Origin of the sequence: Helicobacter cynogastricus, from assembly GCF_900197855.1 — a bacterium.
Classification (GTDB): Bacteria; Campylobacterota; Campylobacteria; order Campylobacterales; family Helicobacteraceae; genus Helicobacter; species Helicobacter cynogastricus.
This window is the reverse complement of sequence record NZ_FZMQ01000005.1, coordinates 434332-459943: the sequence shown is the minus strand read 5'-3', so window position 1 is coordinate 459943 and position 25612 is coordinate 434332. Positions and strand designations below refer to the sequence as shown.

General features: G+C 43.5%; 24 protein-coding genes. 5 read left to right on the top strand and 19 right to left on the bottom strand.

The window, feature by feature from the left end; all coding sequences use genetic code 11:
* Positions 1 to 25 precede the first annotated feature (25 nt).
* The 4 genes from C6H00_RS03605 (at position 26) to C6H00_RS03590 (ending at position 3620) form a co-directional block, all read left to right on the top strand.
* Positions 26 to 1021 carry a type II asparaginase gene (locus C6H00_RS03605; protein WP_199769181.1) on the top strand — a complete coding sequence of 332 codons (996 nt, stop codon included), beginning with the start codon at positions 26 to 28 and terminating at the stop codon, positions 1019 to 1021.
* Between the two features lie 151 nt (positions 1022 to 1172).
* Positions 1173 to 2225 (top strand): cytochrome-c peroxidase, encoded by a 1053-nt coding sequence (locus C6H00_RS03600; protein WP_233704407.1) that lies wholly within the window; start codon positions 1173 to 1175, stop codon positions 2223 to 2225.
* Between the two features lie 60 nt (positions 2226 to 2285).
* Positions 2286 to 2474: a 50S ribosomal protein L28 gene (rpmB, locus tag C6H00_RS03595; protein ID WP_104749649.1), complete on the top strand. Its 189-nt coding sequence runs from the start codon at positions 2286 to 2288 to the stop codon at positions 2472 to 2474.
* Between the two features lie 12 nt (positions 2475 to 2486).
* A complete protein-coding gene (locus tag C6H00_RS03590) occupies positions 2487 to 3620 on the top strand; it encodes a potassium channel family protein (RefSeq protein WP_104749648.1) in 1134 nt (377 codons plus the stop codon).
* Here the strand turns inward: C6H00_RS03590 and C6H00_RS03585 are convergent.
* From C6H00_RS03585 to C6H00_RS03495, 19 genes are all read right to left on the bottom strand, one after another.
* Positions 3617 to 4831, bottom strand: a complete 1215-nt coding sequence (locus C6H00_RS03585) for a hypothetical protein (RefSeq protein WP_104749647.1) — start codon at positions 4829 to 4831, stop codon at positions 3617 to 3619. The genes C6H00_RS03590 and C6H00_RS03585 overlap by 4 nt on opposite strands.
* Positions 4832 to 5010: 179 nt before the next feature.
* On the bottom strand, positions 5011 to 5664 hold the full coding sequence (locus C6H00_RS03580) for a hypothetical protein (protein ID WP_104749646.1): 654 nt from the start codon (positions 5662 to 5664) through the stop codon (positions 5011 to 5013).
* Between the two features lie 4 nt (positions 5665 to 5668).
* On the bottom strand, positions 5669 to 6106 hold the full coding sequence (queF, locus tag C6H00_RS03575) for a preQ(1) synthase (RefSeq protein WP_199769158.1): 438 nt from the start codon (positions 6104 to 6106) through the stop codon (positions 5669 to 5671).
* A complete protein-coding gene (ileS, locus tag C6H00_RS03570; protein WP_104749645.1) occupies positions 6099 to 8909 on the bottom strand; it encodes an isoleucine--tRNA ligase in 2811 nt (936 codons plus the stop codon). The genes queF and ileS overlap by 8 nt, the downstream gene beginning before the upstream one ends.
* A gap of 21 nt (positions 8910 to 8930) precedes the next feature.
* Positions 8931 to 9179 carry an RNA-binding S4 domain-containing protein gene (locus C6H00_RS03565; RefSeq protein ID WP_104749644.1) on the bottom strand — a complete coding sequence of 83 codons (249 nt, stop codon included), beginning with the start codon at positions 9177 to 9179 and terminating at the stop codon, positions 8931 to 8933.
* Positions 9180 to 9213: 34 nt separating this feature from the next.
* Positions 9214 to 10107: a class I SAM-dependent methyltransferase gene (locus C6H00_RS03560; RefSeq protein WP_104749643.1), complete on the bottom strand. Its 894-nt coding sequence runs from the start codon at positions 10105 to 10107 to the stop codon at positions 9214 to 9216.
* Positions 10108 to 10377: 270 nt separating this feature from the next.
* Positions 10378 to 12456, bottom strand: coding sequence for an elongation factor G (gene fusA, locus C6H00_RS03555; protein WP_104749642.1), 2079 nt, complete (start codon positions 12454 to 12456; stop codon positions 10378 to 10380).
* 9 nt (positions 12457 to 12465) lie between these two features.
* A complete protein-coding gene (gene rpsG / locus C6H00_RS03550; protein WP_104749641.1) occupies positions 12466 to 12933 on the bottom strand; it encodes a 30S ribosomal protein S7 in 468 nt (155 codons plus the stop codon).
* Between the two features lie 9 nt (positions 12934 to 12942).
* Complete coding sequence (rpsL, locus tag C6H00_RS03545; protein WP_013468810.1) at positions 12943 to 13335, bottom strand: 30S ribosomal protein S12; 393 nt, start codon at positions 13333 to 13335, stop codon at positions 12943 to 12945.
* A 66-nt stretch (positions 13336 to 13401) separates the two neighbouring features.
* Positions 13402 to 14589, bottom strand: coding sequence for a sensor histidine kinase (locus tag C6H00_RS03540; RefSeq protein WP_104749640.1), 1188 nt, complete (start codon positions 14587 to 14589; stop codon positions 13402 to 13404).
* Positions 14589 to 15281, bottom strand: a complete 693-nt coding sequence (crdR, locus tag C6H00_RS03535; protein WP_158655718.1) for a copper response regulator transcription factor CrdR — start codon at positions 15279 to 15281, stop codon at positions 14589 to 14591. The genes C6H00_RS03540 and crdR overlap by 1 nt, the downstream gene beginning before the upstream one ends.
* Before the next feature lie 51 nt (positions 15282 to 15332).
* Positions 15333 to 16046 (bottom strand): hypothetical protein, encoded by a 714-nt coding sequence (locus C6H00_RS03530; protein ID WP_104749639.1) that lies wholly within the window; start codon positions 16044 to 16046, stop codon positions 15333 to 15335.
* Entirely contained in the window at positions 16046 to 17116 is a 1071-nt protein-coding gene (locus C6H00_RS03525; protein ID WP_104749638.1) for an N-acetylmuramoyl-L-alanine amidase family protein, read from the bottom strand. The genes C6H00_RS03530 and C6H00_RS03525 overlap by 1 nt, the downstream gene beginning before the upstream one ends.
* Positions 17117 to 17120: 4 nt before the next feature.
* Complete coding sequence (locus C6H00_RS03520; protein ID WP_104749637.1) at positions 17121 to 18212, bottom strand: nitronate monooxygenase; 1092 nt, start codon at positions 18210 to 18212, stop codon at positions 17121 to 17123.
* Positions 18213 to 18223: 11 nt separating this feature from the next.
* Positions 18224 to 19426: a tyrosine--tRNA ligase gene (gene tyrS / locus C6H00_RS03515; RefSeq protein ID WP_104749636.1), complete on the bottom strand. Its 1203-nt coding sequence runs from the start codon at positions 19424 to 19426 to the stop codon at positions 18224 to 18226.
* 9 nt (positions 19427 to 19435) lie between these two features.
* Entirely contained in the window at positions 19436 to 21769 is a 2334-nt protein-coding gene (locus C6H00_RS03510; RefSeq protein WP_104749635.1) for a RelA/SpoT family protein, read from the bottom strand.
* Positions 21744 to 21962: a DNA-directed RNA polymerase subunit omega gene (locus C6H00_RS03505; protein ID WP_104749634.1), complete on the bottom strand. Its 219-nt coding sequence runs from the start codon at positions 21960 to 21962 to the stop codon at positions 21744 to 21746. Before C6H00_RS03505 ends, C6H00_RS03510 begins: the two co-directional genes overlap by 26 nt.
* 25 nt (positions 21963 to 21987) lie before the next feature.
* On the bottom strand, positions 21988 to 22710 hold the full coding sequence (pyrH, locus tag C6H00_RS03500) for a UMP kinase (RefSeq protein WP_104749633.1): 723 nt from the start codon (positions 22708 to 22710) through the stop codon (positions 21988 to 21990).
* A gap of 45 nt (positions 22711 to 22755) precedes the next feature.
* Positions 22756 to 24054 (bottom strand): adenosylmethionine--8-amino-7-oxononanoate transaminase, encoded by a 1299-nt coding sequence (locus C6H00_RS03495; protein ID WP_104749632.1) that lies wholly within the window; start codon positions 24052 to 24054, stop codon positions 22756 to 22758.
* A gap of 97 nt (positions 24055 to 24151) precedes the next feature.
* On the opposite strand from C6H00_RS03495, the gene C6H00_RS03490 reads away from it, so the two are divergent.
* Positions 24152 to 25612, top strand: coding sequence for a peptidylprolyl isomerase (locus C6H00_RS03490; RefSeq protein WP_104749631.1), 1461 nt, complete (start codon positions 24152 to 24154; stop codon positions 25610 to 25612).

Genomic DNA, 25612 nt, shown 5'->3' with positions numbered 1-25612 from the left:
TTTAATTATTTTTGGAGTGTGTTGGATGGTCGCTAAACCTAATTTGTATGTACTGGCTACAGGGGGGACAATCGCTGGAAGTGCTTCTAGCGCGCTTAGTAGTGCCTATAAGTCTGGATCGTTAGGTGTGGATACTCTTGTTGGTACTATCCCACAGGCTAAAGAGTTAGCCAACCTTAAAGCTGAACAGATAAGCAACATCGGATCTCAAGAGATGAATAATGAGGTTTGGCTTAAGCTGGCTAAGCGCGTGCAAGCCCTCCTTTCTAAAAAAGAGGTAGATGGAGTGGTGATCACACATGGCACGGACACGATGGAAGAAACTGCCTATTTTCTGAATCTCGTGATCAAAAGTCATAAACCTATTGTGATGGTGGGTGCTATGCGCAACGCGGATTCTTTAAGCGCAGATGGACCGCTTAATCTTTACAACGCTATCGCGCTAGCTAGCAATCCGCAATCTAAAGGCAAGGGAGTATTGGTTTTGATGGATGATAGCATTCATGCTGCTAGAGAAGTGAGCAAAACCCACACGACAGGAGTGAGCACTTTTAAATCGCTCAATAGCGGACCCCTAGGCCAAGTGCTCTATGGGCATGTGCGTTTTTACATGCAACCTTTACGCAAACATACTCTAGAGAGTGCGTTTGATATTGCCCAAATTCATAGCTTGCCTCGCGTGGATATTGTTTATAGCCATGCCAATGATCACGCAGACTTCGTACAAAACGCGCTTGAACATGGGGCTAAAGGCATTGTGAGTGCTGGGATGGGCAATGGCAATCTTTACCCCTCGGTGTTGGAAGCACTGGCTAATGCGGTTAAAAAGGGCGTGGTGGTGGTGCGATCTAGCCGTGTGGGAAGTGGGTTTGTTACCAACCCCGGAGAGATCAATGATTCTAAATACGGCTTTGTAACTAGCGATAATCTCAATCCACAAAAGGCTAGGGTGCTCTTGATGCTCGCTTTGAGTCAAACCCATGATCCTCAAAGAATCCAACGCTATTTTGATACGCATTGAACTATTTTAAGATTCTTGGCGTATAATTTTCTCATCTAAACCATTTTATAAGGAATATGTCTTGTCAATCACCATAAAAAGTTTGTTGAAGGTATCTTTGGTGTCTATTAGCTTGTGCGCTACCCTTTATGCCAAACAAACCCATCATACCATGACTGCGCAGGAATTGATTAAAAAAGCTCTTGATGCTAATCTTATGCCCATGCCAACAGGCAAGGTTTTAGACAAGTATCTCAAAGATAGAGTGCGCGACTTGGGTCTCTCTTATAAAGGTCCTGTGCTCACTAAGGCTCAAATTGAATTAGGGAAGATGCTCTATTTAGATCCTAGAATCTCTACTTCTTATCTCATTTCTTGTAATACATGCCACAATTTAGGTATGGCGGGTGTAGACATGGTATCGCGAGCTGTAGGAGAGGGTTGGAAGCCTAACCCACATTTCTTAAATTCTCCCACGGTGTATAACTCCGTGTTTAACGCGGTGCAGTTTTGGGATGGGCGTGCAGCACACCTAGATGATCAGGCTAAGGGTCCAATTAGCAACCCAGTAGAGATGAATGCCGATCCTAAGGTTGTAGAAGCTAAGATTAATTCCATGCCCGGTTATGTCAAAGCCTTTAAGCGCGCTTATGGCAACAATGTCAAGATCGATCTTAACTTGATCACAGATACTATTGCCATGTTTGAAGCCACGCTCAACACCCCTAGCCGTTTTGATGACTTTTTACGCGGTAATGTCAAGGCATTGAGTCCTAAAGAACAAGAAGGTTTGGCCCTCTTTTTAGATAAAGGATGTTCGGGTTGTCATAATGGAATTAATTTGGGAGGCACGATGCAACCCTTCCAAGTGGCTGCTCCTTATAAGTTTGCCAATGTGGGGGATTTCAAGGGTGATGAGAATGGCATGGTCAAGGTACCTACTTTGCGTAATATTTTAGAAACCATGCCTTATTTCCACAATGGGCAATATTGGGATGTTAAAGATGCGATCAAAGAGATGGGTGCAGTACAGCTAGGAATCCAAATCAGTGATAGCGATGCGCAAAAAATTGCTATATTCTTTGGTGCTCTCACAGGCAAAAAACCTAGCATCACTTACCCCCAATTACCCATCATTACCAACAACACCCCCAAACCTGAGGGCATTATGGAGAAAGATACAGAAGCTAAGTCTAGCAAGCCCACTAAGTCTAGCACTCACTAATTTAAGCCAAAAAAGCGCATATTAAGCTATAATGTGCGCTTTTATCTGAAAGGAGAACCTATGGCGCGTAAATGCGATCTTACCTTAAAAGGCCCTATGGTAGGCAATCATGTTAGTCATGCCAACAACAAGAATAAGAGGCGTTTGTTGCCCAATTTACGCACGATTCGCATCACCCTAGAAGATGGCACTAAACAAAAAATCCGTGTAGCTGCTTCTACTTTAAGGACTATGCGCAAGAGTCAATAGTCCGCAAGGACAATGTTTAACTTTAAGGCATTCTTCAAAAAAACTCCCCCTAAGGAGAGTGCCACCCGCCAAATCAACGCGGAGATTTACTCTCATTTTAAACTTTTCGCCTTGCCTTTGGTGCTCATTCAGCTTTTTATTCTCTTGGGCACTTTGGGCTATTTATTTCTGGAAAATTATTCTCTTATGCAGGCTTTTTTCCAGACATCTTACACATTTACAGCTACGGGTTTTGGGGCATTAAACGAAAGCAAATTTGGTACTTGGAGTATTTTTTTAAGCGTCCTTATTATGTTTTGTGGGGAAGCGTTGATGACTTTCACGGTCGCTGTACTTATTGGGGTGATCAATAAGGGAGTCTTAGCCAAACTCATACGGGAGAAAAAGATGATTTATAAAATTGCACGCCTCACAAAGCACTATGTGATCTGTTATCATAACGAATACACAATTGAGCTTGCCAAGCAGTTTAGAAACGCTCAGATTCCCTTTGTGGTGGTAGATGACGATCCGGAATTTGAAGAGCAAGCAATCAAACACAAATACCCTTATTACATTGTAGGCGATCCCCATACCAATTTGAGCATGCTTAAAACCAATTTGAGCAGTGCTAAAGGCGTGGTTACTTTTTCTAAAACCTTTTCTGTTAATATTGCCCTAATCGCTAATGTGCGTCTGCTAGAAAAAGAATTGGGGCGCAAACCTTATTACATCATTGCTAGTGCACATAATGATGAGGATTTGGAAAAACTCAAAAAATTAGGCGCAGATAGCGTGGTTTCGCCCACTAAATTAATGGCGCAACGGGTGAGCGCGATGGCAATTCGCCCGGATATGGAAAATATCCTAGAAAACTTCATTTACAAGAAAGACACCTTGCTAGACTTAGAAGAGGTGATTGTGCCCAAAGAGAGTTGGCTCGTGCAACGCAAACTCAAAGAAGCGCATTTCAGAGAGATTGCTAAAATCTTTGTCATTGGAATTATTCAAAAGGATGGGCGTTATATTCCCATGCCAGAGGGCGATACCATTGTGGCTAGCGAGGCTAAATTATTGGTTATTGGCACTTCTGAGGGGGTTACCAAGTCTAAAAATCTCGTGCTCCAACACCAACGCCCCAGAGAAGTAGACTATGTGGCACTTTAATGGAGTTTCAGCGCGCTCAAAGCCCTACAAATCGCGCTTTTGGATTTGAAATGTTGGATTCCACCTTGTGGGTTTAAATACAAACAGGGGACATCATCCACACTCAAAAGACGCATTTGTTTCAAGAGAGTGCGCAAAGAGTCAAGCACGCTTTTAGGCGGACTTTTCAAAACCACCAAACAAGCCTGTTTAGCTTTTCTACTTAGATATTTGGGGAGCAAACAGAGTTGGGGTTGATTTAAAATGCGTGTGCGCGCGCTTTTATAGGCTTTGATATTCCCATGACCGCCAAGATATTGGGCAAAATTCGGGTAGTAATCCTGAAATGACCCTTGGATATAAAACTGGGTGTTGTGTAGGTAGAACAAACCCCTAAGCAGAGCATAATTTTTAAACGCTTCTAAGAAGGTGTTGAGATCGCGCTTTAAAATCTCTTCTAAAAAGGGATTGTGCTTTTTAGAGATCTGAACTAGATACCACGCGCTCTTGAGATTATCGCGCAGAGGAACGGAATGCACAAGACCCCAAACCTCCCTTGAGATAGGAGAAGTCGCAAATTCATTATAAGCATCGATAAAATAAAGCCAGTGAAAAACCCCCATCGCGCTTGTTAAATCCTTGACATAGGCGCATTTGCCCTGTGCGCAAGTTTGCTCAAGAGAGGGCAGACTTTGGACATAGGCTAGGGGGTCTAGTTGAGAGGCAAGCAGAGGGGAGAAGAAAAAGGGAAGGAGGGTGTTTTTGAGGAAAAAGTAGGGGTCAAGTGGGTTGGGATATACAGAGTCGTCCGGATCGTAGTCTAGGTTAGTTAAGCGGGTGTCCTCCAAATACTCCCAAAACAAGAGCAGAGCGATGTTTTTAAAGATCTTATGGATGTGTGCGGGGAGCTTGTGATCTTTAAAAATAGGGAAAATATCCAACAGAGGCCAAGCTTTGGTGTAAAAATCTTGCGCCCTTTGCTTTTCAAAAGCTTGGAGGCGTTTTTGGCGTGTTTCCTTAGCTACACTGCGATCCAAAAGCAGGCGCGTATAGACAACATCTTTATCAATCATCTCCAATTTCAAGGCTTGCATCTGATCTTGCCATGCCTGCGGGGGGAAAAAGGATTTATACCACGCCTCAAAGGACTTATCTGACTTTTTTGAAGGCTTTGCATCCGCCAAGCCAACCCAACTAAAGCACAATAAACAAATCCACATTAAAGAACGCATCAAAACTCCTTAGGGCAAATGCACTCGTGTGTCTTGCCAAAGGACCTTAAGCCTTGAGTTATAATAGGCATTTAAAAGCGTGGCAGGTTGTTGCTCTAAATCCACGCCAAAAATGCTTTAACAAACTTCTTAGAGGACTCTTCTTCATAATCTGCAAGTGTCCCCTCATACCAGTTTAGCTATTTAAAGGTGTGCAAAAAGAGTTGGATGCTAGGATCATGCTTTTGCTCGTCTGGCATGTCCTCTAGGGTTGCGTTAATGCGCCCGGTGAGCGCGTTTAAATCGTCTTTTTCCACGCCCATCGTTTGGCTTTTTAGGGTATCCCATAGATTTGAATTTTCCTTGCGGGCTTGGAGCAGGGGAGCAAACAACAAATTTAAGACCTCTAAAAAGTCTTGGGTTACTTGGGTGGCATCAAAGGCAAGGGGAGGTGAGACATCAGAGCAATCAAAATCGGAGGGAATATAGCTACGCAGGATCGCAAAGAGTTGAAAGGACTCATAGGCTTTAAAAACCCTTAAAAACTCTCTATCTTGGGGAGTTTTTGGCTGGAGGGCTTGGAGCAAGGGAATCTTATCCATAAAATCCAAACTCAAGGAGAAAAACAAGGCGGCATGCCTCTCCATCGCATCTCTGTAAAAATAAGGGTCTTTGCAATCCTCAAATCCTGTAAAATCCTTGATCAAATCCTCCTCATACATGCGCACCGTAAGCGCGCGCACGGCTTGCATACCTTGGACCAACTCTTTAGAAGGTTGGGCAAAGGCAACGCTCACCACCCAAAAAAGCGCGCCCAAAGCGCGCCCACAAATTCTAAATATCTCTTTGAGCACTCTTTTAAATTTTGAGCAACCTTTGGTGCTTGAAGTCCGCATAATCAGGAGTGGCGTAGTTGGCAAAGGGGGTGATCGTGATTCCTCCGCGCGCGCTAAAATGGGCTTGCACTTCTAGATATTTGGGCTCTAGGAGGGCGACTAAATCGTTTAAAATCTTGCCCACGCAATCCTCCCCAAAAACCCCTTCATTGCGGAAACTAAAGAGATAGAGCTTGAGTGATTTACTCTCTACCATTTTCAAATGCGCGATATAGGCGATACGCACGCGCGCAAAATCCGGCTGGGCGGTGATGGGGCACAGGCTGGTAAATTCTACACTCTCTAGGGCGGTAAAAATGTCCTGCCCCGGGTGGGGGTTGTCAAAGGCTTCTAGCAGATGGGGGCTGTAGGTGGTGGGGTAACTGGTTTTGCTCCCCAAATGGCTTAAATTTTCAAGCATGCAAGACTTCTTTACAACGCCCACAAAGACCCTCTTTAGGGGCTAAAAAGCGCCAACAACGCGGGCATTTCTCTAAAGAGGCGCGCGCTAAAACAAAATCTTGATTTTCAAATAACACCTCTGATGCGCTCCCCTCCCATGCGTTGAGCGCGCTCACCATGAGCCATTGATCGTAATGGGTAAACTCCAAATCCTTAGGGTCTTTCAAGTAGATTTGCACTTCCAAAGAGGTTTTTACGCTCTTGTCTTTTTTAAGCCCATCCAACGCCTCACTAAAGCGCGCGCGCAACTCTAAGGGGCGTTCAAATTGATCAAGCACGCTTTGAGCTTGCGCTCCTTCTAACAAGAAAGGCATTTTGAGATCAAAGACCCCACCCCCTGCTAAAGCCACCTCTTTAAAGAGAGGACTAGCATGTTCTAACACCTCTTCAATGGTGTAGGTGAGAATGGGGGCGAGCGCAAAGCTCAAATGATGGGCCAAGTGCAACATAGTTGTTTGAATGGCGCGTCTAGAGGGGTCATTTTTGGCATCGCAATAGAGGCTATCTTTGCAAATATCCATGTAAATTCCGCTTAGATCATTGGCAATAAAGGCAAAGAGTTTTTGCAAGCCCTTAACAAAGTCGTATTCTTTAAAGTGTTCTTGCACTTGGGCAAAGACCTTAGAGCTTAGGGCTAAAATCCAGCGATCCACTAGCCCTAAATCTTGCAGAGGGGTTAAGCTCTCTAGCCCGGCTGTGTTGGCTAACAAAAAGCGTAGGGTGTTGCGCACTTTTTTATACCCTTCAGCGGTTTGGGCAAAGAAGGCATGCGAAACGCTCAAATTATCTTGATAATCATTCATCACCACCCACAGGCGCAAAATATCACTCCCATAAGTGTTGAGCACCTCATCTAAAGAAAAGACATTCCCCTTAGATTTGCTCATCTTATGCCCCTTAGCATCCACAGTAAAGCCATGGGTTAGCACGCCTTTAAAGGGCGCGCGGGAGTGCTTGATACAGCTCAAGAGCAGAGAGCTTTGAAACCACCCGCGGTGTTGATCGCTCCCCTCTAGGACTAAATCGCTAGGATAGACTCCCAAGCGTTCCTCACACACTGCCTTAAAGGTGCTCCCGCTATCAAACCACACATCTAAGATATGGGTGTTTTTCTCCAAATTGGGGGCTAGGTGTTTGAGCTGTGCGGGCAAAAGTTCCTCTACACTCTGCTCCCACCACGCATTACAGCCCTTTTCTTTAAAGATGTGATAGATATGCTTTAAGAGCACTTCCTCTAGTAGGGGCTCTTGGGTTTGCTTATTTAAGAAAAACGCCATAGGCACGCCCCAGTTGCGCTGTCTGCTCACGCACCAATCCGGGCGTTGCTCTAGCATAGCTCTAAGGCGGTTTTTCCCTTGTTTGGGGTAAAAGGCGACATCCTCAATCGCTTCTAGGGCGACTTGGCGCAGGGTTTTAGAACTGCCATCAGGTTGTAAAAAGGGCACATCCATCATGATAAACCATTGCGTGGTGGCGCGGTATAAAATGGGCTCATGCGTGCGCCAACAATGCGGGTAGGAGTGGGTGATGGTGCTATGGTGCAACACAGAATCGCCCAAGAGTTCGATAATTTTGGGCTGGATTTTGAGCACATGCTGGCCTAAAAATTCCTCTGGCAAGAGTTTTTTATGCAAGATTTCCTCATTGTAACGCCCATAATCATCTACAGGCACTAAGACCTCTAAATCATATTGTAGGCATAGATGATAGTCTTCCTCACCATGCCCGGGGGCGGTGTGCACAGCCCCACTCCCCTCTTCTAAGCTGACATGCTCGCCTAGCAACACCACCGAATCGCGTTGGTTTAAAGGGTTGGTCGCTAGGGTTTTTTCTAAAAGCTCGCTCTGACAGCTCCCCACAATTTCCCCCTCTAAAATACCCTGTTCAAGCAGTTTTTGGGCTAATTCTAGCGCGATGATATGCCCCTTAGAGGTGATCGCATAAGTGGTTTTGGGCTTGAGCGCGATGCCTACATTGGCAGCCAAAGTCCAAGGGGTGGTCGTCCAGATCACTAAGGAAAATTCTTGAGGATTCTCCTGCGTGCTAAAATGCGCCTCTTGAATGATCTTTTGTACACTTTTTTCCTGCAGAGGGAAACTCACAAAGATCGAATCAGATTGCTTGTCCTTATACTCTACTTCGGCTTCAGCCAGCGCGCTCTGGCACGCCCAGCTCCAATAAACGGGCTTAAAGCGTTGTTTGAGTAAGCCCTTTTGTGCGGCAATGCAGAGCATTTCATAAATGCTCGCCTCAAACTCGTATTTGTAGGTTTCATAGGGCTTTTCATAATCCCCCACCACCCCCAAGCGCAAAAACTCCTCTCTTTGTACCCCGATGAATTTTTGGGCATGATCATAACAACGATCCCGAAATTCTAACGGGCTTAAATTATGGCGTTTTCCTGCAGGGAGTTTATGCTGCGAGGCTTTATAGTCCTTTTCTACTTGCTGTTCGATGGGCAAGCCATGGCAATCCCACCCGGGCACATATTCAACTTTTTTACCTAAAAAATATTGGTGCTTGACAATGACATCTTTTAAGATTTTATTGAGCGCGTGCCCAATGTGCAAATGCCCGTTAGCATAGGGCGGGCCATCATGCAAGATGAAACTTTGGGGTGCATTAGCGCGCGCTTGGAGCATATGATCATAAACACCTTGTTCACGCCAACGCGCATAAAGCTTAGGGGCGTTGGCAATGGCATTGGCTTTCATGGGAAAAGAAGTTTGGGGGAGAATGAGACTATCTTTATAATCTTGCATAACAAACCTTTCAAGGGGAGATTATTCTAGTTCTTGCACGAACAAATGGCTTTGGGCTTTAGGAATGGTTTTAAGTGTGGGGATAGCCAGCACGCGATAAGATTTAACATGATCTAAATAGGTGAGCGCGATCACATCCCCTATCTTAACCTCTTTGCTAGGCTTAACCGGTGTTCCATTTAAGGAAACCACGCCCTCCTTGAGCATGTCCAGCGCGATCGCGCGTCTCTTAGTGATATTAGTGGCATTTAAAAATTTGTCAATACGCATAGATGCATTTTAACATCATGCGCTTGAATTTAGCCTAAGCTCTCAACACAAGCACCATTAAAATAGCGTTCTTGAATCGTAGGGCTTTCTCTAAGCTGTAATCATTGGCCATAAAATAGGTATGCTCCTTCACATGTAGCCCTGCCTGTGCAATCAGTTCAAAAACTTCTTGAGGATGTTTAAAAAGATAGATATGATCGATCATGGGTGCATTGATGGGGATGGTTGCATATACTTCCCCGTGGGGGTTTAAAAGATCTTTGGCGCGTTCCAAGAAGAGCAGAGGAGTTTCTACATGTTCGAGCACCTCACCCATTACAATAAGATCGGCCTTTTGATTAAAATTTGTGCTGAGAAAATCAGCATGTACAAATGCACAACGATTAACCAAATCTGGAGCTTGAGAAGCGACCATTCTTTGGCTTAAATCTAGGCTTGTGGGGGAAAGATCGATTCCAGTGAGTTTAGCAAACTTTCCGCTTTTAAGAGCTTTTAAAAAGTGGCTACCATGACCGGGACCAATTTCTAAGTAAGTCCCCCCCCCCCCCCCATATATTTGATCGATATAAGCACTGAAATGCTTTCTAATTCCAATATGTTGTTGCCATAGATAGCTCGAGATCGCTATCCCTCGCACATATTTTTGCATGTATTGGGGATTATCATAGACATGTGCCTTTACATCTTTTAGGTGGCTGTAGCGGTAAGTGCCATATTTCAGAAAATAACGGGTTTGTTTTAATGCATCTTCTAGTAAAAGCAAGTAAGAAGCGCATAAATCCTCTTCACTCACACCCTCTTGGGCATAGCAACTTAACAAGGCATTAAATTCTTGCATATCTTCAGAGTCAAACTTAAGTTTAGCTAGATATTTAGCATGCACGGGATTTTTAAGTGCAATGCACTCTAAGAGATGAGTAGCTTGCATTAAAACCCCCTCACATGAAAGACGCAGGGCGAGCTAAATTTGATTCTCTTTGATTCTCTTTGATTCTCTTTGATTCTCTTTGATTCTCTTTGATTCTCTTTGATTCTCTTTGATTCTCTTTGATTCTCTTTGATTCTCTTTGATTCTCTTTGATTCTCTTTGATTCTCTTTGCTCGTTACTCCAAAATGCATAAAGTATTCCTTAGTTTTGTTAGCTTGAGCGGATCGCTATTCTGCACGCGATCGCATACAAGCGCGACTAGACCATTGCTAGCCCTTGCGTTTTTCTACAATTTCCTTAGCGATATTGGCAGGGACTTCGCCATAGTGGTCAAATTCCATCGAATAAGTCCCGCGCCCTTGTGTAGCTGAACGCAGATCGGTAGAGTAACCAAACATTTCTACTAGAGGCACAAAGGCATTCACGATCTTAAGTCCTAGACGATCTTCCATCGCATTAATTTGCCCTCTGCGGCGATTTAAATCCCCAATCACATCACCCATATACTCTTCAGGCACTTCGACTTCAACTTTCATCATCGGCTCTAAAAGCACGGGGTTAGCCGCCCTGCAGGCTTCCTTAAAGGCCATAGAACCCGCAATTTTAAAGGCCATTTCTGACGAGTCCACTTCGTGGTAACTTCCATCATATAGAGTAACTTTAAAATCCACCACAGGATAACCTGCCAATACCCCGCTTTGCATTGCTTCTTGGATACCCTTATCTACTGCAGGAATATATTCTTTGGGGATCACACCTCCGCTAATTTGGTTGACAAATTCATAGCCAGTGCCCGGTTCTTTAGGCTCAAGCTTGATAAAGACATGTCCATACTGCCCGCGCCCACCAGATTGTTTGGCGTATTTGTGTTCTTTTTGCACCTCGCTTCTAATGGTTTCTCTGAAAGCCACCTGAGGCTGTCCCACTTCTGCCTCGACTTTGAACTCTCTTTTGAGGCGATCTACAATGATTTCTAAGTGCAATTCGCCCATGCCCCCAATCAAAGTCTGCCCGGTTTCCTCTTGGGTCATCACTCTAAAGCTGGGGTCTTCTTCGGCGAGCTTGCCCAAAGCCACGCCCATTTTCTCTTGATCAGCCTTAGTTTTGGGCTCAACAGCGATGTGAATCACAGGTTCTGGAAATTCCATGCGCTCCAACACCACAGGGCTTTTTTCATGACAGAGCGTATCCCCCGTTAAGGTATCTTTGAGTCCCACAAAGGCGCAAATTTCGCCTGCGTAGACTTCCTTAATATCCTCGCGTTTATTAGAGTGCATTTTGAGTAAACGACCTACTCGCTCTTTTTTATCCTTAGTGGAGTTATAGATATAGCTCCCCGATTCGAGCTTTCCACGATACACTCGCACAAAAGTGAGTTGTCCAACAAAAGGGTCGGTCATGATTTTGAAAGCCAATCCGGCAAAATCACCATCATCACTAGATTGTACCTTGAGCTCTTCTTCGTTTTTGGGATCTACGCCCTTGATGTCTGCCACTTCTGTAGGGGCAGGCAAATAGTCAATGACGGCATCTAGCAGGGTTTGCACGCCTTTGTTTTTAAAAGAAGAACCACAGAGCATAGGAATAAGAGCCATGTTCAAGCATCCGACCTTAATCCCATGCTTAATCTCTTCTACGCTTAAAGGTTCCCCACCCAAATATTTTTCCATCAGAGCTTCATCCTGTTCAGCTACTGCTTCTAAGAGTTTGTCGCGGTATTCTTGAGCCTTGGCCTGTAAGTCTGAGGGGATATCTTGCACATCGTATTTAGCTCCCATTGCTTCGTTATTCCACACGATAGCTTTCATGGCAACCAAATCAATCACGCCTTGAAAAGTGTCTTCCGCGCCAATGGGAATATTGATAGGTATGGGGTTAGCTTTTAGGCGTTCTTTAATCTGATTTTCTACATTGTAAAAATTTGCCCCAATGCGATCCATCTTGTTGACAAACACGATACGAGGCACGCCATATTTATTCGCTTGCCGCCACACGGTCTCACTTTGGGGTTGTACCCCCCCTACTGAACAAAACACCGCCACCGCACCATCGAGCACACGCATGGAGCGCTCTACTTCAATAGTGAAATCCACATGCCCGGGAGTGTCGATCAAATTGATTTGGTGATCCTGCCAAAAGCAGGTGGTAGCGGCTGAAGTGATGGTGATTCCTCTTTCTTTTTCTTGTTCCATCCAGTCCATTGTGGCCGCACCATCGTGTACCTCACCGATCTTATGGCTGACCCCAGTGTAAAATAAAATGCGCTCAGAGGTAGTGGTTTTGCCTGCATCAATATGGGCGGCAATCCCGATATTTCTAATTTTTTCTAAAGGAGTTTTGCGTGCCATATCGTTCTCCTACCAACGATAGTGGGCAAAGGCTTTATTGGCCTCTGCCATTTTATGAATTTCTTCTTTCTTCCTAAAAGCCGCTCCCTTATCGCTAGCCGCATCTAACAGCTCATTGGCTAATTTGTCAATCATCATGCGTTCATTGCGTTTGCGAGTGGCTTCTAATATCCAGCGAATAGAGAGAGACTGCTGGCGGGCTGGGCGCACCTCTACAGGCACTTGGTAAGTTGCTCCACCTACACGCCTAGATCGCACCTCTAGCAAAGGTTTTACATTTTCTAAGGCTTTTTCAAAAACCTCAATACCCTTTTCTCCGCTTTTCTCCTCGATTTTATTAAGAGCAGCGTAGATAATCTTTTCTGCTACGCTTCGCTTGCCATCATACATCATCTTGTTAATAAACTTAGTGATTACCTTGCTGTTATAGACAGGGTCGCCTAAAACCTCCCGAACGGGTGCTTTTTTTCTTCTCATCTCTTCCCTTTATTTTTTCTTTTCAGCCCCGGCTTTGGCTTTTTTAGCTCCGTACTTACTGCGAGAAACCGAGCGCTTATTTACCCCAGCAGTGTCCAACGCACCGCGCACGATGTGGTATTTCACCCCGGGCAGATCTTTTACCCTACCTCCACGCACGAGCACGATAGAGTGCTCTTGCAAGTTATGCCCCTCACCAGGGATATAACTAATGACCTCAAATTTACTTGTCAAGCGCACTTTAGCAACTTTTCTTAGCGCAGAGTTAGGTTTTTTAGGGGTGGTGGTATAAACCCTCGTGCAAACCCCTCTTCTTTGAGGGCATTCCACCAAAGCCGGAGATTTGGTTTTCTTGAGGATCTTCTTCCTTTCTTTTCTGATCAACTGGTTGATAGTGGGCACACTCATCCTTTTGCTAAATTTCTTTCCAAAACCGCCATTCTAGCCTAGAAAATCTTTATTTTAGCTTCACGCGCCCTGAAGCTGGCTAAAATTAATCTTAAAGACATTGCATTTTTCTTGAGTGTTGATTTCTAGTTCAAGACCATAGCGCACACAAATATTTTTAACTAAGTCTAAGCCAATTCCATAGCCTTTTTGTGTCTGTGTGCCACGCACATAGCGCGCGCTCAGATGGGCGATCAATGCCGAGTTTAATAGGGGTCCTGTATTGCTCACACTCAGTGCGCCATCTAAACTGACATGTACATAACCCTTAGGCGGTGTGTATTTAATGGCATTCATTAAAAGATTGCTGACTAGCGTGATCATATCCTCTTCTAAAGCTTTAAATATGGTAGGTTGGAGATGTTGAGTCAGTTGAATTTGATAAAAATTAGCCATATCACAAAAAGCACTTATTTGCTGGGCAACAAGATTTTGTAAATCTATCAATCCGGGTTGTTCATGGCGCAAATCTTGCATAAAAAGGTAAGATAGTTGGTTATGCAAATAAAAAATGCGCCTTGTGCTCACTAAGATTCCCAAGGCTTTGGGATTGTGGCGCGCCAATTCTTTAGCACTTATCAACAGAGTGGCTATGGGTGTGTTGAGTTCGTGGGCTATATCTTTACTAAAACGATCGAGTCGCTTTATTTCATCATTAATAGGCTTCAAAAAAAGTTTAGTTAAAAAATATGCCATCAATCCCACACAAACAAAAACCCCCAACAATACTAACAAGATAGATCGGTATAATGCCGTAAAAAGATTTGCGGGTTTTGGCCGTTGCAAAATGATGGTGGCCACGCCTAGATGTCCAAATGCTTTGTTATCTACAAGATAAAAATCTTCATCCTTTTGTAAAAACAAGGGCAAGTTCTTAGGATGGCCAAAAAAAACAAAACTTGTCCCCCCCAACAAATTATGGCGATAAAGAATTCTATTGTGCGTATCTAAGAGCACAAAGGCTAAATTCACATATTTATGTGCAAGGCGTTTGAAAGGGTTGGGTGTGTCCTCCATGTGTTCTAAAACGATGTCTTGAGCAAGATGGTTGACTTGTAATTGCATTTGCAGTTGGATATTCTCTAGTAACGCATTTTTCTCATGGATAAAAAAAAGAAGCGCAATAGCGACCATAAGCGCAAAAAATGAGCCCAAGTAAAGGGTCAAAAAACGGCGTAAAGATTGTTTTTCATAAGTACCTAAGCGCATCAATTTTTAAAACAATACCCCAAACCCTTGACATTTTGAATAATTTCTTTACCAAGAAGTTTGCGCAAATTCTTAATATAAGTACGCAAAGTCGAATCGTCTACGCCACTTTCATAATTCCACACATTAGCAATGATCTGATCGCTAGAAAGAATTCTATTTTGATTGCGCAAAAAAAATTCTAAAAGTTGTTTTTCCTTAGAGGTTAAAAAAAAGCTTTGACCGCACACATTTAATACCCCACTTTCATAAAAACCATGCGCGCCAATTTGAATTTTTTGCGCGATTAAAAGCCGTTCAATCCTAATTTGCAACTCTTCTAAGTCGAAAGGTTTTTTAAGATAATCGCTCGCTCCTAAGTCAAAAGCTTTCTTTAAAGAAGCCATATCGCTTAAAACACTGATGAAGATAGTAGGAGTGGTAATATGAGACTGGCGGAGTGCTTGAAGCGTTTCAAAGCTATTTATGCCAGGAACTTGCACATCTAAAAGAAGCAGATTAAAAGATTCACAAGAGAGAATTGAGAGGGCTTGAGTGCTCTCATAAGCCCCCTGTACCTCAAAGCCTACCCGTGTTAAAAAATCAACGATCACGGCATGTAAAGGCACATCATCCTCTAGCAAAAATAGTCGCTCTTTGTGCGCTTTTTTCAAAGTTTGAATACCTTTATCAAATGAAATGTACTTACCCATTTTACGACTTTTTGATTGCAAATAAAAATTTTCAAGCTAGCTTACTCTCCTCTAAGTCTTCAAACGCAAACTCTCATGCATCCACTCCCCCACCCAAGAAAGCATTCCTAACCAGAAAAAAAACGCCCTAGCATTTTCTTGCCCTTCTAATGCTTTAGGGCAAAGAAGACAAACCACTAACCCTGCACAGAGTACCAACAAATTTGCGTATTCATAAACCCCTAAATATTCCTTATGTCTTGAAACCAAGCTTACCAATCCAGCCAATACAACAAGAAATAAAGAAAAATCAAATAGTGTTGAAAATTGCCAATGTGGAAGAGCACTTTGTAACCCACAGGCATAAACCCAAAGAATGCAAGTACTAATTGAAGGGGCAAAAGTGAACAAAATAGGGATTTTTTTGTAACCTATATGCAGGCCTGCTAAAGAGGCTAGGGGGAAGACATAGAAAACTTCAAACCGAAGAGAAGGGGGGAAGAAAAGGCAATAGGTACAAAACACGCTCACGCCAAGCGCACCCACTTTAGGGAGAAAGACATTGTAACGAGTTGCGCGCAGAAAATAAAAGAGCGACCCTAGAAGTCCACAAAGATAAATGAAATGAAGCCAAGAGGGGTAGAAATGCGCATTGAGAATGTTGGAAAGCTGAGAAAAATTGTGGCTGAAACTAGAGAAAAGAAGTGCTAAGGAGTTGCACACGACCAGTATAAAAAAGATAGAAGCGGCAAAAACTTTGTAAGGAGTGGCTTTTTTAGAATGCATTAAAAGTTTTTACTCACGAAACTATCAACGCCATTTGCAATTCCCTTAGCTAGGCCTTGTTGGTAACGCTTATTTTGAATCCGCTTTGCTTCAAAAGGGTTGGAATTATAGCCAATTTCAATGAGTACAGAGGGCATGAGTGCTCCAGCTAGCACCCAAAAAGGCCCCTCTCTAACCCCCCCATCTATCACATGCTTATAGGTGTGGCGTAATTGGCTTAAAATACCAAATTGAATATCGATCGCCAGTTTATTAGAAGTGATAAGTCTTTGGGAATTGAGCGAATTTAAAAAAGAGAGTTTGGAAAAGTAGTCCATCACTTTAACATCGTCTTGGTTTTCCTGTTCTGCCACTTTGCGCGCGCGCTCAGATCGGGCAGTGGAGAGGAAATAGGTTTCTACCCCTTGGGGGTTGGTGGGAGAATGATGAGGGATTGAGTTGGCATGGATGGAAATAAAAAGGTCGGCACTCTTGTTATTAGCAAAGTCAGTGCGATCCTTGAGGCTGATGTAAGTGTCATTACTGCGAGTCATAAAAACAATATACCCCCTTTTAAGAAGCTCCTGTTTTAGAAACTTAGCCACAGCCAGCACAATCCATTTCTCACATACGCCATTCACCCCTCTAGCCCCGCAATCATGTCCTCCATGTCCGGCATCCAAAACTACCTTGAAGTGTTTGGATAGGCTGGGTTGTAGAGGGGACGAAGGGGTAGGAGCAGGTGATGTTGCATGAGGCGTGGTGATGATAATGTAGAGGTGATTGTCTGCGCGTCTGATTTGATAAGCACCCTCTGGGTAAAGCAAAATCACCTTAGTGCTTCCCACTTTTCCCTGAGCCACGCTAATAGAAGTTTGGTTATCAAAGTGGTAGTACTTTGTAGGGAATTTAAAATGCGCCTTAATGTCTAAGACACTTTCAAATTTTCCTAAACGAGTCTGCTTAACATGGTGTTTACCAAGATTGTGATCAAAACTGATGCGCACGCTACTACTGCCAAAGGGCACAACCTGCGTGATACTCAGGGCATGGGCATAAATCCCGATGAGCAAACAAAGTATAAAACGCACTCATTCAACCCCTGATGAGTTCTTGCACCAGTTCATGTACGCTCAAAATGCGTTCAATGCGATACCCATTTGCACCCGTAAAATAAAGCCCTTCCTCTCTATTGCCCAAATAACTGCGCCCCAAGCCATCGGCGATACAATAACCCACCTTTTTAGCCTCTTCGCCCCGATGGCAGGGCGCAACGCAGTTGCTCACGCAGGCGATCTTGGGCGCGTTGCCCTCTTTAATGCGCTGGAGTACTCCCGTGTTGATCGCGCGCGCAGGATAACCCACGGGAGATTTAATGAGCAAAATATCCTCTTTTTGTAAAGAAGGTAAAATTTCCGCATAAACTTTCGCATCGCATTCTTTTGTGCCTAAAAAGCGAGTCGCCATTTGCACCCCGCTAGCCCCTAAAGCTAACATGGTATCAATGTCTTTGCGATCCCAAATACCCCCAGCAGCAATAATGGGGATATTGCCCCACTCTTTGGAGGCTTCTACAATACCCGGGACCAAGTTTTCTAGCTGAAACTCTTCTTTGAAACAATCCTCGTATTTAAAGCCTTGATGCCCTCCGCTTAAGGGTCCCTCTACAATGATTGCATCGGGGACGCGTTTATAACGCGCGCTCCAGCGTTTGCAGATGATATGCAAGGCTTTGACTGAGGAGATAATGGGTACAAGGGCGACATTAGGAAAATCTTTGGTAAACTCGGGCATGTTGGTGGGCAGGCCTGCGCCCGTGATAATCACATTTGCACCCGCTTCACAGGCATCGCGCACCACCCGTCCGTATTCATTGATAGCGTGCAGAATATTCGCGCCTAAGGGGTTATTGCCACAAATCTTGCGCGCATTTTTAAAAATCTCTTGGAGGGCCTGCTTGGAATAAAAATTCAGCGCTTCAAAGGGCTTTTTAGCGACCATTTTTTCTACAAAACGCATGTTCTTATAATATCCCGTGCCCACAGCCGAGATCACGCCTAAAATGCCCTCTTTAGCCGCGCTACCAGCTAATTCATCCCAACTAATGCCCACGCCCATACCCCCTTGAAAAATGGGGTATTTGAGGGTGTGCTTGCCGATTTTAAGGGGTTTGAGTGTGGAAATCATGTAGTATCCTTTTAGTGGATATGCACCAAAGCAAATTTTCTTTTTCCCACTTGCACGATATAAGACCCTTTGCTAAATTGGTATTTTTCATCCTTGATCACCTCGTGATTGAGGCGTACTCCCCCGCCTAGAATGTCGCGGCGCGCCTGTGAGCTGGAGGGGCAAAGCTGGCAATCTTTGAGCACGCTACCAATCCATATTCCGCTCTCAAAATGCCATTCGGGCATCTCTGTGGGGGCTTGTTTTTGGCTAAAGATTTGATCAAACTCCGCTTTAGCTTCTTGAGCTTGCTTTGTAGAATGCCAACGGGTGGTGATCTCTAGAGCTAGCTCCTCTTTGAGTGCTTTAGGGTGTGCTCTGCCCTCCTGCACACTTTGCTGTAGCTGGGCGATTTGATCAGAACTCTTAGCGCTCAATAGCTCGTAATAGCGCCACATTAAAGTATCGCTTATGCTCAAGATTTTAGCATACATACTGGCTGGCTCTTCTGTGATTCCAATATAATTACCTAAACTCTTGCTCATTTTATGTACCCCATCCAAACCCTCTAGCAAGGGCATGGTAAGTACGCTCTGTTCTTTTTTGAGTCCGTAGGCGCGCTGTAAAAAACGCCCCATCATGAGATTAAATTTTTGATCATTACCCCCTAGTTCCAAATCACATTCCAACACTACGGAGTCATAGCCCTGTAAAAGAGGGTAGAGAAACTCTACAATACTGATGGGTTGGTGGTTGCAGTAGCGTTTTTCAAAGTCATCGCGTTCAAGCATGCGCGCTACGGAAAATTTAGACGCAAGGGCCAACATGCCCGAAGTCCCTAAAGTATCCAACCATGTAGAGTTAAAGCACACTTCTGTAAGAGTGGGATTAAGGGCTTTAAAAACCTGTTTGGCGTAGGTTCGCGCGTTCTCTTGCACCTCTGCCTCACTTAGAGGCTTGCGTGTCTGACTCTTGCCACTAGGATCGCCAATACGCGCGGTGAAATCTCCAATGAGGAATTTCACTAAAGCACCATGTTTTTGCAAAGTAGCCAGCTTTTCTAAGAGCACGGCATGGCCTAAGTGCAGATCGGGGGCAGTGGGGTCAAAACCCGCTTTCACAATGAAGCGTTGCCCTGTTTGGTAAAAATGCGCTACGCGACTTTGGAGAAACTCCAAGCCGATACATTCCCCCATTCCCTTACAAATTGCGCTCATGGCTTGCTCTACTTGCATGCGTGTCCTTTAGGCTTGATAGGCATCTTTGAGGTTGGAAAAATTCACAAGTTTTTCCTTAAATACTCGGGTGAGTAGTTCCTTAAGTGCGCTGGCATCTCTAGCATTGCATTCCAAAATGATTTCACAATGCGAGGAAAAAGTATCTCCATAGCCTGAATAATTCACACCCACCACACTACAATGATTCTTATGCAACACCTCTAAAATGCGTAAGAGTGCACCATGTTTGTCTCCCAAGTAGAAAAGACCTTTATAAACTTCTTTGCGTCTCTTACTCCACCTGATGGGAACCATAGGCAAACCTAGATCAATTTCTACCCCTGCTTCTTTACAAAGTTTGGTATGCACGACAATTTTTTGATCCTTGTAGTTTGGCAAGATGGCCACAATTTCATCTCCATATTTGGGGCGACAACAATCACTAAACAAGACTTGCTTGATTTGTAAATAGGGGTTAGTGTGGATAATGAAATTATCTAAATAGGATTTGCTCAACCCAATATGAGAATCTGAAAGATTCATCATTCTAGTTGTGAGGCGAAACTGCATTAGATTCTTCATTAGGAAACCAAATTCTCTATAGGCGGGCTTCTTTTTCAAAGCTCTAGGCATCTCCTTAACCTTCTCACGGATTTCCTCAATAAGTTTTTTTAGACTTTCTAAATTCTTGCTCGCTTCACTCAAAGAGATTTCTACCCCCCATTCAGCAAGCTTCTGATCAAATAGAACATGATCTTTGGGAGCGATGTCTTGGGCAAAAATCGAGGCTTCAAAAAAGCAAGTAAGGATATTGATCGTGCTCTTAACATCAATCTCTTTGAGTTGGTTTTTACGCTGGAGTTTGAGATGATTTTTAGCACGCGAGGTTTTGAGTTGGTCTAGCCAAGCATAACGCAACATGGGTTGTTCACCTTTGATAATCTTGACCACATCCCCGCTTTTGAGTTCTTGGTTAAGCTGTGCTTTTTGGTTATTGATTAAAGCTTCTTTGGCCTTGTCACCCAATTCACTATGAATCATGTAAGCAAAATCTAGGGCAATGGCACCAGCCGGGAGAGTGTAAATATCACCCTCAGGGGAAAAGATCGTAATATCTTCTCGGTAGAGATCGTTTTTGACGAGATCGTAAAATTCTTTGGGATTAGATTTAGAATCATGTCCATGGTATTTGAAATTATGCAGCCACTTAAGACTATCAGATTCTATGCCTCCAGCCTTATACTTCCAATGTGCCGAATTGCCATATTCGGCTGCTTCGTGCATTTCAAAGGTGCGCACTTGGACTTCATAAATAGAGGAGCGATCAAAAATTGTCGTATGGATGGTTTTATACCCATTTTCTTTAGGTAGGGCGATATAGTCTTTAAAACGCGAGATGATTGGCTTAAAATTCCAATGCACAATACCTAAAATGCGGTAACAATCTAGGGGGTTTTTCACTAAAACCCGTACAGCCATTAGATCTAAGATCTCATCCATGCTCACCGCCCCTTTGCGTTGCATTTTGAGATAAATAGAATAAGGGCGTTTGATGCGTGTAGTGAGTTTAAAATTTCCTCCTGAAAAACCATTTTCTATAAAAAGCTTTTCTAGCTTGCCTGCAAAGCGGTTAAGTTTAAGTGTGAGAGTCTGACGGCTTTGATCTAAGTAGGTTTGAATCCTTTGATACTCTTGGGGATAGATGTAATAAAAACTTTTGTCCTCTAATTCGTTTTTGATAGAAGCCATGCCCAAACGGCTAGCAATAGGAGCATAGACGGCAAGGGTTTCTTTAGAAATGCGGATTTGTTTGTCTCTAGGCAGAGCATCGAGGGTTAGAATATTGTGCAGGCGATCGCTAATTTTGACAATCAGGGCACGAGGGTCATCGATTGCACCCACTAAAATTTTTCTAAAAGTCAGTGCTGAGGCGAGCAGGCGTGTATCTTGGACATCAACAGGAAGTTCTTCCTTGCGGATTTCTGTAATCTTGGTGAGCGCGTCCACCAAATTAGCCACATCGTTGCCAAATTCGCGCGCTACCTCTTCAATGCTACATTCCGTATCCTCCACAACATCATGCAAGAGGGCGGCACAAATCATGGCCTCATCCCCTTCGCAAAAGCCCACAATAGCAGCCACACAAATAGGATGGGTTACATAGGGGCCTCCCCCCTTACGCTTTTGTCCTTGGTGAAAGTGATGCGCAACACCTAAGGCTTGAGTAATTTTAGGCGTGAGAGTGGCAACATTTTCTAGGATTCGCGTGGCTTCTTGTGGACTACAAACCTCCCTAATTGCGTTTAAGATTTCAAGCAAATCCCCATAGCCACGCTTAGTATCTTGTCTCAATGCATTCAAGATTGATTTTTCCTTCAGCGATCTCTAAGAGCGCAATGTCTGTAGGCTTATATTGTTTGATGTCTATTTTAGACAACAAAGGTTTAGCCCCAGCACCAAGTTGCTTAACCCGTGTAAAAATCAGATTGGAAAGTACATAGCGATCATTATCTACTTTGGCCAACGCTTTGGCGACAATTTCTTCGGTTCTCAATTACATCCTTTTTAAGTTTAATCCTCTATTTTACCACAGAAAACACGCCTTGGTTATGCTTGACCACTTGTAAAAGATTGTCTTTTTTAAACATATTACATACCACGATAGGGAGCTTGTTGTCTTTGGCAAGCGAAATAGCGGTGTCATCCATCACTTCAATATTCCCAATGAGGGCATCGTTATAACTTATCGTATCAATTTTTCGCGCGTCTTCAAACTTATTGGGGTCTTTGTCATAAATCCCATCTACTTTAGTAGCTTTGACAATCACATCTGCCCCAATTTCAATAGCGCGCAAAGTGGCGGCCGTGTCAGTGGTGAAAAAGGGGTTGCCAGTGCCCGCCCCAAAAATCACAATGCGCCCTTTTTCTAAGTGGCGGATGGCTTTACGATAAATATAGGTTTCACAGATTTCTTTGATTTCAATGGCACTTTGTACCCGCACTTCCAAGCCCAAATGCTCTAGTGCCTCTTGCATCGCGACAGCGTTGATCACGGTGGCCAACATGCCCATGTAATCCCCGCTGGTGCGCCGAATAACCCCTCCTTTAGCCGCACTCACACCTCTAATAATATTCCCTCCACCAATAACAATTCCAACTTCAATGCCATTTGTAACTAGAGTCTTAATCTCTTTGGCAATATAACTTAAAATTTGAATATCAATCCCAAAATGACTCTCTCCTGCTAAAGCCTCACCAGAAAATTTGACCAAAACCCGTTTATTTTTAGATTCTTTTTGCATACGCTCCCTTCATCATCAAGGGCTATCATTCTATAGTAGAAAGACTTAAGTTTGCGTCAATTCTAAAATGATTTCCTTAAGCATGCGCACGCTGTAGGTAATTTGCGAATCGTTGATGATGTAAGCAGGCATAAAATAAATAGTATTATTCAGAGGTCTTAAAAGCAAGCCTTTTTGTAAGGCTTTTTCAAAGATAGCCAAACTAACGCGCTTATTTCCAGAATATCCATTCAGCTCAAAAGCAAAAATCATCCCCCTAGCCCGCAAATTAATAATATATGGTAAATCTTCTAAATTGTCCTGCAAAGCCTGATAAATTTTTAGACTAAGAGCGTGGTTGCGTTTAATAGTGTCTTCTTGCTCAAAGAGGTCTAAGGTGGCGTTAGCACAAGCGCAGGCTAAAGCGTTACCTGTGTAACTATGGGAGTGTAAAAAGTTTTTATTTTGATCGTAGGGAGCGTAGAATTGATCATAGATAGCGTTGTTAGTGAGCACCACAGCTAAGGGCAAATACCCCCCACTAATCCCCTTAGAAAGGCAAAGAAAATCGCCCCTAATACCGCATTGTTCAAAAGCAAACATGCTCCCGGTGCGTCCAAACCCAACTGCAATTTCATCTAAAATAATATGAATTCCGTGTTCTTGGCATAAATGCACGGCCTGTTTTATATATTCGGGGCTATAAAAATGCATTCCTCCGGCACATTGAATCAACGGCTCTAACACAAAGGCACTGATCTTTGGGGCATGCTGTTTTAAGATTGCCTTTAGTTTGGCGATGGCATTTGGGATATCGCTATTGTCTTTGGGAACGGGTGTGTGCAGATGTTCTAAAAATAAAGCTTGATAAGTTTCCTTGTACAGACCTAGATCGCTAATAGAGAGAGCACCTAAGGTCTCGCCATGATAGGCATTCGTCAAAGAGAGAATTTTTGGTCTGTGTTGGCCTTGTATAAGATGGGCGTGGTAGCTCATCTTCATGGCAACTTCAATGCATGAAGAGCCATTATCTGCATAAAAGCACTTTTCAAAGCCACTCAAGGCGCAAAGTCTTTCTGAAAGACGCACAACTTGAGGGTGAGTGCAACCTGCTAAAAGCACATGTTCTAGCGCGTCTATCTGATCCTTAAGTTTTTGATTGATGTAGGGATGGTTATGTCCAAAGAGATTTACCCACCAACTACTAATAGCATCAAGGTAAGCATGACCTTCAAAATCGTAAAGATAGATCCCATCTGCGCGTGCAATAGGAAGCAAAGGGAGCTCTTGATAATCGTGCATTTGGCTACAGGGATGCCAAATATGGCGCAAACTGCGTGCATGCCAAGCCGTGTTTTTTTGCATAAAAACCTCCTAAATCGTCATTTTTAAAGCAAATTTTAGTCAGCTTTGATTAAAATGCGGTTCTAAAATTAATCAGTCTTGAAAATGTGGGGCTCTCGTGATTGCTTGGATGCAAAAGCATAAAAAATACCTAGTTTTCACCATTTGGATCAGTACTATTGCCTTTATTGCAGCAGGGATGATCGGCTGGGGGCAGTATAGCTTCTCGATGAATTCTGGAAGTGTGGCTAAGGTTGGCAGAATCTTGATTACCAGTGAAGAGTTGGAGATGGAGCGCAAGAGGCTTGTAGATGCTTATAGCCAGTCTATTCCTAATTTTAAAGACTTGGATGAGAAACAACTTGCGGCTATGGGGTTTGAAAAGAGCGCGTTGCGCATGCTCATCGATCAGGCTTATCTTAAAAATTTGGCCCTAGATTTGGGTTTGGGTGTGAGCGATACTGAAATTGCCAATGAGATACAGAAAAGTCCGCTTTTTCGAAAAGATGGACATTTTGATGTGAATCTCTATAAAAAGGTGCTCCAAGACAATCATTACCGCCCCGCCCTCTTTGAAGAAAATGTCAAAAACGCCTTGATTTTGCAAAAGGTTTCTAGACTTTTTCCTAATGCAACCACTCCTTTGGAAAAAGAGGCATTTACATACCCATTCAAAATTCAGGATCGTATCAGTATTAAGGTTTTAGAGGCTAGCGATGCTCCCATTCAACTTGAAGAGAACGCTCTGAAGGTTTATTATGATAAACACAAGAACACTTATAAAAAGCCCACGCGTTACACTCTACAGACCCTATGGATCAAACCTAGCACAGCGGCCCTAGATCAGAGCGCGTTGCGCAAGTATTACCAAGATCGCAAAAGTAACTATACAGACGCTCAAGGAAAGCTAGAGACCTTTGATCAGGCAAAAGATCGCATTATCCATGACTACAGCCAAGCGCAAGCTAAAGAAGAGGCCCTAAAGCAGTACCTAGCCCTTAAAAAAGGCAATCTCAATCCCAAAAAAGAGAGTTTTACAGATTTGCCTTACGGAGTTGACATTAATACCAAAATTACGGCGATGAAACCGGGCGAAGTGCTTAAGCCCTTAGAGTATAAAGATGGTTATTTGGTGGCCAAACTTGTGGGAAAATCTAGTGGCATTCTTAAAACTTTTCAAGAAGCTAAAGATGAGGTTATGGCAACTCTGCGAGCAGAAGCCCAGCAAAAATGGCTCAAACAAGAAGCCCAAAAGCAAGTAAAAAGTTTTCAAGGTAGCGATATTGGTACTTTATCTCCAGAATTTTATGGGACTATTCAAGGGCTTGATGTGAATGATTCGCGATCTTTGGTAGATCATATTTTTAAACACCCAACTAAAGAAGGCTTTGTAATCTTCAAAAATAAGGCGATCCTTTATAGAGTTTCTCAACAAGATTTTCAACACAAACTAGGGAATGAATCCTATTTGACAGAGATGGCAGTCAATCTCAAGGCCCAAGACTTCGATCATGTGCTTGTGGCCATGCTTAAAGACAAATATCCCATCACTATCTATGCGAAGAGCTTGCAGGAGTAG

Coding starts and splice junctions, on each gene's coding strand:
- queF (WP_199769158.1), bottom strand. CDS start 6,106: ATGCTTGAAAATTTAAGCCATTTGGGGAGCAAAACCAGTTACCCCACC.
- rpmB (WP_104749649.1), top strand. CDS start 2,286: ATGGCGCGTAAATGCGATCTTACCTTAAAAGGCCCTATGGTAGGCAAT.
- C6H00_RS03560 (WP_104749643.1), bottom strand. CDS start 10,107: ATGCAAGCTACTCATCTCTTAGAGTGCATTGCACTTAAAAATCCCGTG.
- ileS (WP_104749645.1), bottom strand. CDS start 8,909: ATGCAAGATTATAAAGATAGTCTCATTCTCCCCCAAACTTCTTTTCCC.
- C6H00_RS03530 (WP_104749639.1), bottom strand. CDS start 16,046: ATGCATTCTAAAAAAGCCACTCCTTACAAAGTTTTTGCCGCTTCTATC.
- C6H00_RS03590 (WP_104749648.1), top strand. CDS start 2,487: ATGTTTAACTTTAAGGCATTCTTCAAAAAAACTCCCCCTAAGGAGAGT.
- C6H00_RS03565 (WP_104749644.1), bottom strand. CDS start 9,179: ATGCGTATTGACAAATTTTTAAATGCCACTAATATCACTAAGAGACGC.
- pyrH (WP_104749633.1), bottom strand. CDS start 22,710: ATGCAAAAAGAATCTAAAAATAAACGGGTTTTGGTCAAATTTTCTGGT.
- C6H00_RS03600 (WP_233704407.1), top strand. CDS start 1,173: ATGACTGCGCAGGAATTGATTAAAAAAGCTCTTGATGCTAATCTTATG.
- C6H00_RS03520 (WP_104749637.1), bottom strand. CDS start 18,212: ATGATTTCCACACTCAAACCCCTTAAAATCGGCAAGCACACCCTCAAA.
- rpsG (WP_104749641.1), bottom strand. CDS start 12,933: ATGAGAAGAAAAAAAGCACCCGTTCGGGAGGTTTTAGGCGACCCTGTC.
- C6H00_RS03495 (WP_104749632.1), bottom strand. CDS start 24,054: ATGCAAAAAAACACGGCTTGGCATGCACGCAGTTTGCGCCATATTTGG.
- C6H00_RS03585 (WP_104749647.1), bottom strand. CDS start 4,831: ATGCGTTCTTTAATGTGGATTTGTTTATTGTGCTTTAGTTGGGTTGGC.
- tyrS (WP_104749636.1), bottom strand. CDS start 19,426: ATGCAAGTAGAGCAAGCCATGAGCGCAATTTGTAAGGGAATGGGGGAA.
- fusA (WP_104749642.1), bottom strand. CDS start 12,456: ATGGCACGCAAAACTCCTTTAGAAAAAATTAGAAATATCGGGATTGCC.
- C6H00_RS03540 (WP_104749640.1), bottom strand. CDS start 14,589: ATGCGCTTAGGTACTTATGAAAAACAATCTTTACGCCGTTTTTTGACC.
- crdR (WP_158655718.1), bottom strand. CDS start 15,281: ATGGGTAAGTACATTTCATTTGATAAAGGTATTCAAACTTTGAAAAAA.
- C6H00_RS03605 (WP_199769181.1), top strand. CDS start 26: ATGGTCGCTAAACCTAATTTGTATGTACTGGCTACAGGGGGGACAATC.